A 13,424-nucleotide genomic window follows, 5' to 3' on the forward strand; every position below is an offset into this window, starting at 1 on the left:
TTGGATGCTTTCAGGCAGATAATTCCACAAACTAAGTCAGTAAAAAACCAGAGCGAAAATCTTTGCAGATCTCCCCGCTGGTTAAATAGTTAAAAACGATGGTGATTTTTGTGGGTTGAAACATATTGATAGTTTATTACCTATAATGACAGGCTACTATTTATCATTCTAGGTTTACACTGAGGCACATTTCAAACTTTCCTTGGGAAGATAGTTCAGCCCGTTCATCGTCATGGTTTAGGTTGTACAGGCTCCGAAGGTTTCTTCTCGTCAGTTTTTTCAGCCAGCTGGAAGAAAATTGGCATGGTGTAGGCTACTCGGGCTGGTCTGCCGTTTGATAATCCCGGTTTCCATTTCGGGCTGTTTTTTACCACCCTAACCGCCTCTTCATCAAGCCCATCGCCTAAACCTCTCAGTACTTTAATATCGGACAGGGTGCCATCCTTTTCTGCGACGAACGCCAAAATAACCCGGCCAGTAGTTTTTTTATCTCGTGCTTGTTGCGGGTACTTTAAGTTTGCCTGCAGATATCTCGCCCAACCGTTCATCCCTCCTTCAAACTCCGGAAGTACTTCAACACTTGCAAAGTCTTTTATCGAATTATCATCGTTTACAACAACCTCATTCAATCCGACTGCATTTGTTGGGTTTGCTCCGGAAACCTTCTTTGTCGAATCTGGATGGTAGGCCTGGACGGCAATTTGACCGATGTAATTCTTGATTTTATTATCAGGGACAAACTCAGCGGGTGTGTTGCTTCCAGCGAAATAGTATTTAACGGCCAAAGTGTAGGTGTCATCAGGTACCTCCAACGAGCTACGGAATGATGTTATAGTTTTTAATACCTCGCCATTTGCGTCTGTTTGTAAGCCTCTAACAATATTTGCTCCGGTTATTTCTTTATTTTGCACTGTAAAAGTCGCGACTACAAAACCTTGAGTTCTACTTTCCCTAGCTGTTGCAGGATACTTTACCGTGCGCATAAAATGCTTTTTTAGGGATGCAAAATCGGGCGGTGTCGTGGCCGAAGCTGTCTCGGAAACTCTAACAAGGTCATTTGGTTTTATGTCATCAGGGCGAGAAGGTTTATTGAGTTCGAGCGCCGAAATAATTTTTTCGCTGGTTTCCGGAGTCAGGGGACTCAAAATCCTCTCAGCAACTGGCCGTACCTCTTCAGATTGTACCGTTGCCGCCGACACGATCAGCATCAGCATAAATAAGGGTGCAGAAAAACCGTACTTCCAAAGCCCGGTGCTGCGTGATCTGTTTTTATGTAGCATCATGATTCGTCTTTTTAAAAGTGACTTATTGAAAAAGTTATTACTGAGATGAACTGGGTCTACTCCCAGGGTATTGCTGAGCAGCAGCAAGGCGTAATCCGATTTGCTCTGCATTAATGTTGCCGCTTCTTCATCCGCTATAAATTCATGGATATGCCTGATTTCCTTTTTATAGAGATACATCACCGGGTTAAACCAGTTAATGATCGCGGCAAGCTCAATGAAGATTATATCGGCAGAATGCCACTGGCGCATATGCACTTTCTCATGATCAATAATAGTATCAGCTTTGGGCATACTGCGGTCGACCACAAGAGTTTTGAAGAATGAAAAAGCTGAGCCTTTTTCTGTTTTCAGGCTGGATTTTAGCATTGCAAGCCGGATTAAAAATCGGATGGTCAACAGGCTTGCTCCGACCACATATGTCCAGAAGATTAGGTCAGCAGCGGTAGGTGCAGAAGCCTCTTCATCTATACCAACAATTACGGTCTCATAGATCATCCGCGAAGGCATAATCGCCGCTTCCCGCACTTTCTGTGTGATGAAGAGATCCCGAAACCAATCCGAATTGATGAAGGGAATGAGGAACGATAAAAAAATGCTCGTGTTCAGGAAGAAGCGGTTCTGTCTGAAGAAGGTTTCATTCCTTAATACCAGTACGTAGAAGCCCATGAAGAGCAGCAAGTACAGGTTGGTCTGGAGTAGGTAGTTCAGGCCGTTCATGGTCAGGGTTTTTTGAGTTTCTCAATCAGTTTTAGGATCTCATCTGCTTCCTTGAGGTCGAGCTTTTTCTCTTTCACGAAGAAGGAAAACATGTTCTCTACCGAATTGTCGAAATACCCATTGAGCAGTTTTTCCGTCGCAAAGCTTCGGTATTCCTCGATACTGACAAGAGGGAAATAGCGGTGGCTCTTCCCAAATGCCTCATGATCGATAAAACCCTTTGTTTCCAGTATGCGGATGATTGTTGATACGGTATTGTAAGCAGGCTTCGGTTCCGGAAGCTGATCGACAACATCTTTCACAAATCCTTTTTCCAGATCCCACAATACCTGCATGATCTGTTCTTCTGCTTTTGTTAGTTCTTTGATCTCCATGTTAATTCTGTTTCTAAGCTTAATATATAACTGATCTGAAATGATAACACCAAGGTAAAACTAATTTTTTAGTTATACAACTATTTCGTTAGTTTATTTTATTTTTTTTATGATTATAATGGTATATCGAAGCGATTTGCGGTTTGCGCCTTATCAAGGTGAAATATGGGACAATACTTTTTTTATCCAATTGGGATATTAAGCTATTCGGCTGGTCTTTAAGTAAATATAATCATCTAATGCTTAGATTTTTTGGAAAAACAACTTTTTATTCACATATTCGGGTACGTAACCGTTTTCTTGGTATTACGGAGATGGCAGGTTGGTTTAGCTTAAAATAATATTAAAATTGCCCGAGGGGCTTTCGTTAACTATGATCAGCACATACAGCAAACTGGATGATCAAATGCTGCTTGAACTTCTTCAGGCAGGAGATGAGAATGCTCTTGCTGCTATATATGACAGATACTGGTCGAAATTATATCTGCAGGCCTATAAGGTCCTTCGCGACAGATATCAATGCGAGGATATTGTCCAGGAAATTATCGTTCAATTATGGACTAAACGGGCCGCGAATAATATCGCTAGCCTTAAGGCTTACCTGTATGCATGTGTAAGATACCAGATCTTTAAATCGGTTCGTTCTGCCATGAGGGTTGAATCGCTGGAAACTGATGATAGCGAAACAATAAGTGATGCAGATAATCTGATACTTGAAAAAGATATTCAAAAACTTCTTGAAGCAGGAGTTGCAGAATTACCCGCAAAATGCCGGGAAATTTTCACCCTCAGCCGTAAGGATCATCTTAGTACAAAAGAAATTGCTTACCGCCTGGGACTTTCCCCGAAAACAGTGGAAAATCAATTAACGATTGCTTTGCGTAGACTTAGATCTGCAATGCATGAAGTGATGGTGTGGTTGCTGTTATTAAACTTTTTGGGCAGCTGATAATCTACCCCGGAATTCCATAATGCTTTTGTGAAGTTTCTCTATTTGTCTGAAAATTCCTTGTGCAGTTTTACCTACAAGAACTGCCAACCCGATCAGTTTTAAGAGCCCAATTTTTCTGAATAAAAAGTCTAAAGAACGCTAAAAAACTTCAGCTGTATTTGGGGGTAATCACCCTTCGACAACACATACATCAGAACATGGATAATAAGGAGTTTAAAATTTTAGTTGACAAATATCTTTCAGGCACGGCTAGTCCGGAGGAGGAAGAATATCTGTTAAACTATTATGATTCTTTCCAGGAGAATGAGATCTCATGGGATGAAGACAAAATGGGGATACGGGAAGAGGTAAAAAGCAAACTCTACACCCGGGCACTCAACAAAATTTCGGAAGTTGAGCGTTCCGGGATGCGGAGAACAAAATACCTGATGAAATGGAGCCTGGCAGCAGCGGTCATAATGATTGTTTCAGTTGCAGTTTATTTTTATTCTTTGCAGGCAGATCCAGTACCTGTTCTGGCAGCCAAAAAAGAAAAGCCGGTCTTGAATGATATACTACCCGGTGGAAACAAAGCGATTCTGACGCTAGCCGATGGCACGCAAATCATTCTGGATAACGCAGCTGATGGCACGCTCACCACACAGGGCAACATTTCAGTAAACAAGAATAAAGACGGGCAGCTGATTTATAAAGTTAATAACGGAGCTTCCGAATCAGCCAAAGTGCTTGAGTTTAATACGATTAGAACGCCCGCCAGTGGTCAATACCAGGTCGTTCTCTCGGATGAGACCAAGGTTTGGCTTAACGCAGGTTCCTCCATTAAATTCCCTACAGCCTTCACCGCGAATGAACGCCTGGTAGAAATAGAAGGCGAAGCTTATTTCGAAGTGGCAAAAGACAGAAAACGCCCATTTCGTGTAAAAAGTGATAATCAGCTGATTGAAGTTCTTGGGACCCATTTTAATGTCAACGCTTATCGCGATGAATCATTAGTTAAAACCACAGTTGTAGAAGGTTCAGTAAAAATATCTTCCGGGACTGAAAATAATACCATAAAACCTGGACAACAGAACCGCTTGTCACGTACAAAAGGAAATATGCACATTGCCGAAGTAGATCTCGAGGAAGCAATTTCCTGGAAAAACGGGCTTTTCATGTTTGATAACGAAGAGATTCACAGCATAATGCGGAAAATCTCCCGATGGTATGGAGTCGAAGTAGTTTACCAGGACCGTGATATTGAAGAAAAATTTGGAGGTACTGTGTCAAGGTTTGAAAACGTCTCGCAGGTCCTAAAAATATTGGAAGTAACCGGAACTATTCATTTTAAAATTGTACAGGGTGATGACTCTGGCAAAGGAAGGAGAATAATCGTTATGAAATAAACACTACCACATTCATAATGAGAAAAAACCAGGAGCGTTGGAGCGCCCCTGGCAAATTGAGCATCTCATTAAAACTCAGGATAAGTATTAATTAACTCAAATAACAAAAGTATGAAATTTAATCCAACTGGCTTTTCAGGCGAGCGTTGTCGCCTGTATTATAAATTTCTTTTAGTGATGAAACTTACCATGATTTTACTCATAGCCGGACTGATGCAGGTAAATGCTGCAGGTTATGCCCAGAAAATCACACTCGCAAAGAACGACGCTACACTCGTCTCAGTTCTGAAACTCATCAGACAGCAAAGCGACTATAATTTCGTATACAATCTCAAAAGCCTTAAGAACGCAAAAACGGTAAGTATCAATATCAAAAACGTTGATATCGAAGATGCTTTAAAAATCTGTTTCGATGGGCAGCCCCTAACTTATGAAATTCTTCTTAAGACCGTGGTTATTAAAGACCTGGAAAGGCCTGAGGTTCAGGCGGCAGATATCCGCGTAAGTGGAAAGGTTACAGATAATACTGGCACCCCGCTGCCTGGCGTGAGTGTGAAGGTGAAAGATGGCAGTGCGGGGATCTCTACAGACGCTTCAGGCTCATATTCGATTACGGTGCCTGAGACAAGTACACTCATATTTACCTATATCGGGTTTGCAACTCAGGAAGTTCCGGTTAATAACCGCACGGTGATTGATATTACCCTAAAGGAAGCTGCGATGGCAATAAACGAAGTGGTTGTTGTCACAGCCCTTGGCCTTGAGCGTCAGAAAAAAACCCTGACGTACAGTACTCAATCGGTGAGTGTGGAAGAACTTACGCAATCGCGCGACCTGAATGTGGTTAACGCATTGCAGGGAAAAGTAGCAGGTCTGAATATTGGATCAGGTTCCAGCGGCGTTGGATCTCCTTCACGGGTTATCCTGCGCGGTAACCGCTCGATCAATGGGAATAGTCAGCCCTTGTATGTGATTGATGGCGTACCGGTGCGCGGTAACCCAGCCGATATCAATCCGGATAATATTGCTTCTATTAACGTGTTAAAAGGTGCAAATGCATCGGCCCTCTACGGCAGTTCCGGCCAGAATGGTGTAATTGTTATCGAAACCAAGAAAGGAAAACAAGGGGTAAATGTAGGACTGAATACGACATATATGGCTATGGACGCTGTCCAATCCATTCCATTCCAGTATTCTTATGGTCAAGGTGCGGGAGGAATATACAACAGAGCTTCAGAAGATGCCTGGGGTCCGGCACTCGACGGTGCGCAGGTGGCAACATGGTCACTGAATCCGGCGGCAGCGGGTCAGACTTACGCCTTTTCAGGGCAACCAGGCGTTCGGGAAGGTTTATTTCAGCGGGGTCATAATTCTGCTACTAACCTTACCGTAAGTGCAGGAAACGAAAAAACGCAGACGGCCTTCAATTATACTTATACGAACGCCGATGGGATAGTGCCTAACAACGCACTTCAGCGGCACAATATTGCACTCCGGATCACTAACCAGATATCGAAGAAGTTCAGTATTGACGGCAAGCTCGACTATGCCAGGCAGAACATTGATAACCAGATCGCTGAAGGCGAGTCAAGCTTTAACCCGGTTCGCCACATCTATACCATGCCGCCGAACATCCGCCAGCAGGACCTTGCAGATTATGAGTTCATCAACCCTGCTACCGGTGTAGCCCGGCAAAATTACTGGTCAGATGGGGCAGTAACAGCGGCTAACCCGTATTGGGCCATGTATAGGAATCTAAAATATACCAAATCCAACCGTCTGATCGCTATGACGGCTTTGACCTATCGCTTTACCGACTATCTTAAATTAATGGTGCGCGGGTCATACGACGGCGAATCGACCGGAAATGAGGAGAAATCTTACAATGGTACGTTCCGCGATCCATCCGGAAGGTATGCATTAGGAGCGGGCGAATCTCAGCAGGCAATAGGTGATTTGCTTTTAGGATTTAACAAGCAAATGAACCCCAACTTCTCGATCCAGGCAAATCTTGGAGCAGAGATTCGTAATAACAGCAGTACCTCAGTAAGTTCTTCAACCGGTTCCGCCCTGAACGTGCCTAATTTGTTTGCGATAAGTAATACCAGTCTGCCAACTGGTGCAAATGGCCTCAGTGAGTTCGAAACGCAATCAGTTTACGGAAACGGAGTTTTTGGTTGGAAAGATGCTTTGTTTTTAGATATAAGTGCGCGAAACGACTGGAATTCGACGCTACCTTCAGCTAATCGTTCATATTTTTATCCGGCAGCTGGAGTTAGTGCCGTTCTTTCTGAACTTTTTAAATTACCGGAAACTCTGAACTACCTGAAACTTAGGGCATCCTGGACACAGGTGGGTAACGGTGCACAGCCCTACCTGCTTCAGCGGACAGCCAGAAGCATTGCGGGTGGATCACTTGGATATATATTACTAGACTCTACACTTCCTAATACCGAACTCAAGCCTGAAAGAACAACCTCAACTGAGTTAGGGGTGGAACTGGGAATGCTGGACAGCCGAATCGGACTTGATTTGACGCTTTATAAAACAAACACGAATGACCAGCTTTTCCGCCAGGCGCTGCCAGTGGGTTCAGGTGCAGCTTTTTTCTTCTCAAACGGCGGAGATGTGGAGAACACAGGTATTGAGGCGATATTGACAACTACGCCAGTTAAAACAACGAATTTCAACTGGGATCTTAATTTCAACTACGCTGTCAATCGCAACACGGTTAAGAAGCTTTCATCGAGTCTGCCACGACTGGTTTTGGGAAGTGATTCGTATATGCGTGAGTTCGTATTGGAAGAGGGTAAGCCATTTGGTCTGATCTACGGAAAAGGTTTCGCGCGCGATGCACAGGGACGAGTAATTGTCGCAGCCAACGGTTTGCCAACTTTTACTGCAGGCCGCACGGTTTTACTAGGGAATATCAATCCAAAATGGGTCGGAGGTTTGTCCAGTTCGCTGCGATTTAAAAATCTGAGCGCTAACTTTGTTATCACTCATAAGCAGGGCGGAGCTGTTGCATCATTTACAGATGCAATTCTATACGGTGCCGGCCTGGTAGAGGAAACAGTTCCCGGGCGTACAGGAGGCCTGATCTTTGGACAAAACATTTTTTCAGATTACACTGCGATAAAAGCCGACGGTACTCCTAACAGCACACCAGTAACTGCCGAAGCGTTGTGGCGGGGAATGGGCGCTAGAACAGCCCCGGTAGGAGAAGTATTCACACGGAGCGCTACCAATACCCGGATGCGCGAAATGAGTATTACCTATACTTTACCGAAAACCATATTTAAAAGCCTTCCCGTATCATCGGTTGATTTGTCACTGGTAGGACGTAACCTGTTTTTCCTGTATAGAAAGGATTCCAATATTGATCCTGATTTCACCGAAGGTGTTTCAACGATCTCGGAAGGTTTCCAGTCTTTTGCTCCCCCAACTACACGTTCGTACGGGGCAAGCCTGAGATTTAACTTTTAACTCATTACTATCTTAAAATATAAGACGATGAAAAAGATTTTAAATAGTTACCGACTCCCGCTCGTTACTAAGGTACTCATACTGGTTATGCTGTTTACGGGATGTACTGATAAGTTCGACGAAATTAATACTCCTGGCAACTTATTGTCGGATGATAAGATTGACGGTGCGACTGTAGGTCAGGCCTTTGGCTATGCTCAATATTATGGATTGGGCGCGACCTATGTTCAGGTAGAACAAAATCTCCATGCCGATCTTTATGCACAATACTTTACCAGTACCGTGGCAAATTTCAGTACGGAGAGGTACACTCCTAATGGTACCTGGGTAGACCTGTTCTGGAGAGATTTTTACAGTAATCCTGCATTAATGCAGCTGACTACAGAAAAAGTCACGGCTGAAAATAAGATGACACTAGCGAATGCCATCGCAAAGGTTTGGCGGGTGCAGATCTATCATCGCATGACCGATTATTTCGGCCCTATTATCTACTCTAAATTTGGAAACCAGGAAACCAGCGTTCCTTTTGATGATCAAAAGGATATTTACACCGATTTCTTTAAGACATTGGATGAAGCGGTTGCCGTTTTGAAATCTGGTACAACTGGTTATGCATTTGGCACCAATGACCAGGTTTACCAGGGGAATTCAGCCAGGTGGTTAAAATTTGCTAATTCCCTGCGTTTACGGCTTGCTATGCGCCTGGCTTATGTGGATGCAGCAAAGGCTAAAACAGAAGCCGAGAAAGCCGTCGCTGATGGATTAATTCTTACAAATGCTGACAATGCTGCCCTGACTTCAACACTCAATAACACGAACATTTTATCACGCATTACCTACCTGGGCGATTTTCGTGCAAGCAGCAGCTTAATGAGTGCATTGCGTGGTTATAGTGATCCGCGCCTGCCAGTGTATTATAGTCCGGCGGTAAGTTCCGGTCAATATGCGGCTTTACGCAACGGGCTGCCGGCTTCAGACAGAGGTTCTACGTTAGCTCCGGCCAATTCTTTTGTCGGGCCGCAATGGCTTGGTAACCCGCCGCGCCCGGGCACTACTAACCCGACTGTAATACTTACAGCTTCAGAAGTGGCATTTCTGCGTGCAGAAGGTGCTCTTAGAGGATGGAATATGGGCGGTACAGCGGAGAGCTTTTATAACTCTGGAATTGCGCTTTCGATTACGCAGAACGTACCTACAGCTACTGGTGCACAGATCACCGCATATCAAACAAGCACTTCCACACCGATGGCTTTACCCGATAAATGGAATTCGCCAGCGATGAATGATGTGCCGGTATTGTATAATTCAGCTGGCAGTTTTGAAAGACAATTGGAACAGATCATTACTCAAAAATGGATCGCTTTATATCCTGATGGCTATGAGGCCTGGGCGGAACGACGCCGGACCGGTTATCCGCGCGGCTATGCGCTGCTCGGTTCGGATAACGTTGGACTTGCACGTACCGAGCTTGCCAGAAGAGTGATTTATGCTCCGTCTGAGGTGACAACAAATAAAGTGGCTTATGATGGGGCACTGAACCTCTTAGGTGGGCCTGACGATATGAAAACAAGGGTTTGGTGGGACAAAAAGCCTCTTGCCAGCTACCCCGTACCAACGAATTAATCCAGATGACGAGATCGGTCCGCCCCGGGCGGGCTGGTCGAGTCTGGATTATCTTTTGTGTTAAGTGTTATGAACCCGGCTCCGTTTGCGAGTCGGGTTTATTTTTTTTGGTAGCGGTGGCTGAACCGGGGAAGAATAATTTCTGAAGATGGAGTTTATCTTCCATCCCAGCAGTTAGCTGTTACCTAATTTATTATTATAATATGAGCACTTTGTCAAGATATATAGCGAGCCTGGTTTTCTTTGCACTATTAAAACCGTGATAAACTTCGATTTCATAATGGTCGCCGAAATCCTGGCCACTGCTTTTAATTTTGGGGCTAAGGAAAGGGCCAATTGTAAATGCCTGACTCGTTTCATATTCTCCATATTCGCTTACAGATACCATGACATTCCAGTATACTCCATGTGTTTCCTCAATTTCTAGGGGGCCAGCTGTTCGAGTGTATAATCGTATAGCCAAGCGCTCAGCTCTCACTGTGATACAGGTATCGATATCTCCTAATAACCTGGTTTCTGAACTGTGTTTAAGTTTAATTACTCGTCTTACAGCATCGAGAGAATCGACATGTATTCGCTCGAAGTCATTGATATAGGGGGCTGCTGCTGCATCAGATTTGTATAAGTAAACTGTATCATGAGTTACTTCCCTGGCAAGGGCTGCTTCTTGCTTTTCAGGTGTTTTTGAGCAACCTAGAACACCAAGGAATAACATGACCAGGGTTGATCGAAGGTTACTGAGGTTTTTCATAACTAAATATACAAAACCAAATACACAGGATATGGATTAGGGTACAGTTCTATGAATGGCAACTGGTAAATTTCATTTAGAATTTGAAAGTGGAACACTGAATTTGCTGGCGCATCCCTTCCGATTTCAGTTTATAGTTTTCAGTTTCTTTAACCTCTCCGCAATAAACCTGTCCGTGATCTTCTCCAGCACCGATAAGGTAACCGACCCATTGCCCAGGATCATATCGTGAAAAGCTCGTACGTCAAAATTTTCCTTTAAGGCGGCCTCTGTCTTCCTGCGCATTTCGAGGATCTTCAGCTCACCGATCTTGTAAGCCAGAGCTTGCCCTGGCCAGGAAATATACCTGTTTATTTCAGTGTTGACTTCTACCAGCGAAAGCGCGGTACGGTCAGCCAGGTAGCTGCTTGCCTGTTCTTTTGTCCAGCCTTTTTTATGGAGCCCTACATCAATCACCAGTCGGCAGGCGCGCCACATATCGTAGGTTAGCCTGCCAAACAGGCTGTATGGATCTTTGTAAAAACCCATCTCGTGGCCTAAATACTCGCCATAAAGTCCCCAGCCTTCACCGAAAGCATTGATGTACAAACTTTTCCTAAAGTCCGGAAGGCTATCCAGTTCGCGCGCGAGGGAAATTTGCAAATGATGACCCGGAACCGATTCATGAAGTGTCAGTGCTTCGAGCGTATAAAGGGTTCGGCTTGAGAGATTAGTGATATTTACCAGATAGGTTCCTGGCGTGTTTCCCCCGCCCCTGGAATATAAGCCCGGGGGCGCTGCAGGCTGTAGCATTGGGGTTACGGTGTAAGGCTGGCGTGGAAGCCTGCCAAAAAGTGATGGCAGTTTGCCATCTATTTGCTTAGCGATATACGACGCTTCCTTAAGCAGTTCATCTGATGTTTTAGGATAGAACTTTGGATCAGATCTCAGGTATTTAATGAATTCCTTAAACGTTCCTTTGAATCCAACCTGCTGCATCACCTTGTTCATTTCAGACTGGATGCGGGCGACTTCAGCCAGTCCGATATTGTAAATGTCTTCAGAAGTTAACGATGTGGTAGTATAGTGCCGCACCCGGTCTTCATAATATGCTGCACCCTCCGGCAAAGCCGATGCACCAACTTCCGCCCTCGTCTTGGGCAGATATTCATTCTCAAAGAACTGTTTAATTTGACGGTAGCTGCTGATTACATCCTTGGCGATTACCTCCCTTGCTTTCGCCTGATAATCACCCCAATCTTTATCACTAACAGAAAATGGCTTTTTAGTAAGCGGTTTCCAGAAGGCTGATTTTTCCACTGAATCTACAATGTGCTGCTGGTAAGTGCTTTGCATTTCGCGGATGATCACCTTAGGCTGGCTGATCCCAAGCGATAAACCAGTTCTCATCAGTTTCAGGTTTTCTTCTACATATCGCGGGATATCCTGCAGTATGCTCATGTATTGCTCAGTATCTTTCTTGTTGTTAAGAGTTCTGTTGCCCTGACCTGCCAGCGAAGTATGGAATCCTTCGTAAGAAATGATTGGATTTAGATATGACTTATATTTATAGGTGGCTAAATTATCGAGTATGTCGTGCTGCAGAAGTTCGTAATTGATCTGCTCCTTGACTGGGAGCGAATTCTTGCTGATCCCTAATAACTGTTCGTTAAGCCTATTATAAAAGGCAAATTCCCGCTGGTATTTTTCTTCATTGTGCAGGCGCAGCGGATGCTTGTCAGCACTATCCCTTTGCCACTCCTGTTTTTCAAAATCTTTTATCTTTTGGAAAAGAGCCGGGATAGATGTTGAAATAGTTGTCTGGCCGAATGTATAGATTGTTGCAAATAGGAGGGAAACAGTTGCAAGGATAGTAGGTCTCATTATGGTTAGTTTTTGAACCAAATGCAAAATAGGGTTTTATCTGCAAAGCAGGAGCCCACCACTCAAATGTACGAGCACTTTAATGGTGACGTATTTCGACGAGCGAGAAAAATTTTAAATGTCGAGACAAACCATGAACGCGAGGAAAAATCTCAGGCCGTCTCAAAATGTCGTTCGTCATTCCGAGTGAAGCGAGGAAACTTATTTGCTGAGATTCCTGGCCGCGTCTGCATACTCAAGACGGACACTCGGAATGACGGTCACATTATGTAGAGTAAAGATTTCTCCGTGCATCACGTGAACGGCAATTTATCATTCTCTCGCCCGTCGAAATAATCTTACATCAAATGCCCCCTATATCCTCTCTCAACCAAACACTCATAAGCCTCCAAGACGTCATCGGGTATCTCCTGATAGATCATGAATCCTTTGCTGGGGTATTCCTTTAGTCGCTGAAGGTCGCCAACTAAAATATGGATCACTTTTTCGAGCGGAATCTCAACGTTAGGATAATCTTCAAAAGTGATCTGCGGAGAGGTTACACGCAGTGTTTTGGCCGGCCAATGTTGTTTGAAGGTAGCGAAACTTCTCCGCTCCATATAAGGCTTCTGCACTACGATAAAGCTTTCCGGGTCTAATCCTTTTTCCTTTAAAAGCTTTTGTGTGAAAGTAATATTTTCGCCTGTATTCGTGGATTTATTCTCGATTAAAATCGCACTTTCAGGTACACCATGCTCAATTGCAATTTTGGCAAACTTGTCCGCTTCCGGCTCATCCCACAGCCCCTCTGTAAAATTTCCTAAGCCGCCGGAGAATATTAATAAAGGTGCAAAGCCCTGCAGGTAAAGTTCGGCACCACGATCGGCAACCCGGGTATCATGGCTGCCTAACACTAAAATGCAGTCAGATTTTTCCAGTATATGGTTGACATGATGGTAGTCCCATAGTTTTCTGGCCAACAGCTTATCTTGTTCGGTTATCATCCCT

Annotated in this window: 9 protein-coding genes; 4 read left to right on the forward strand and 5 right to left on the reverse strand. The window is 44.2% G+C overall.

Annotated features, from left to right (window positions below):
• Positions 1–230 precede the first annotated feature (230 nt).
• A complete protein-coding gene (locus tag B5X60_RS15730; protein ID WP_079703685.1) occupies positions 231–2,003 on the reverse strand; it encodes a M56 family metallopeptidase in 1,773 nt (590 codons plus the stop codon).
• 2 nt (positions 2,004–2,005) lie between these two features.
• On the reverse strand, positions 2,006–2,377 hold the full coding sequence (locus B5X60_RS15735; protein WP_079703686.1) for a BlaI/MecI/CopY family transcriptional regulator: 372 nt from the start codon (positions 2,375–2,377) through the stop codon (positions 2,006–2,008).
• A 373-nt stretch (positions 2,378–2,750) separates the two neighbouring features.
• Here B5X60_RS15735 and B5X60_RS15740 point away from each other — a divergent pair, with 373 nt between their 5' ends.
• The 4 genes from B5X60_RS15740 to B5X60_RS15755 all read left to right on the forward strand — a co-directional run bounded on the left by B5X60_RS15740 (position 2,751) and on the right by B5X60_RS15755 (position 9,823).
• Complete coding sequence (locus B5X60_RS15740) at positions 2,751–3,326, forward strand: RNA polymerase sigma factor (protein ID WP_079703687.1); 576 nt, start codon at positions 2,751–2,753, stop codon at positions 3,324–3,326.
• Positions 3,327–3,526: 200 nt separating this feature from the next.
• Positions 3,527–4,714, forward strand: coding sequence for a FecR family protein (locus tag B5X60_RS15745; RefSeq protein ID WP_079703688.1), 1,188 nt, complete (start codon positions 3,527–3,529; stop codon positions 4,712–4,714).
• Between the two features lie 111 nt (positions 4,715–4,825).
• Complete coding sequence (locus B5X60_RS15750; RefSeq protein WP_079703689.1) at positions 4,826–8,200, forward strand: SusC/RagA family TonB-linked outer membrane protein; 3,375 nt, start codon at positions 4,826–4,828, stop codon at positions 8,198–8,200.
• 27 nt (positions 8,201–8,227) lie between these two features.
• Complete coding sequence (locus tag B5X60_RS15755) at positions 8,228–9,823, forward strand: SusD/RagB family nutrient-binding outer membrane lipoprotein (RefSeq protein ID WP_079703690.1); 1,596 nt, start codon at positions 8,228–8,230, stop codon at positions 9,821–9,823.
• A 196-nt stretch (positions 9,824–10,019) separates the two neighbouring features.
• On the opposite strand, the gene B5X60_RS15760 is transcribed toward B5X60_RS15755, so the two are convergent.
• The 3 genes from B5X60_RS15760 to B5X60_RS15775 form a co-directional block, all read right to left on the reverse strand.
• Positions 10,020–10,574 carry a hypothetical protein gene (locus B5X60_RS15760; protein ID WP_079703691.1) on the reverse strand — a complete coding sequence of 185 codons (555 nt, stop codon included), beginning with the start codon at positions 10,572–10,574 and terminating at the stop codon, positions 10,020–10,022.
• A gap of 126 nt (positions 10,575–10,700) precedes the next feature.
• Entirely contained in the window at positions 10,701–12,437 is a 1,737-nt protein-coding gene (locus B5X60_RS15765) for a DUF885 domain-containing protein (protein ID WP_079703692.1), read from the reverse strand.
• Positions 12,438–12,775: 338 nt separating this feature from the next.
• Positions 12,776–13,420, reverse strand: coding sequence for a YdcF family protein (locus B5X60_RS15775; RefSeq protein ID WP_079703694.1), 645 nt, complete (start codon positions 13,418–13,420; stop codon positions 12,776–12,778).
• Between the last annotated feature and the right edge of the window lie 4 nt (positions 13,421–13,424).

The sequence above is a fragment of the Daejeonella lutea genome (assembly GCF_900168015.1).
Taxonomy (GTDB): Bacteria; Bacteroidota; Bacteroidia; order Sphingobacteriales; family Sphingobacteriaceae; genus Daejeonella; species Daejeonella lutea.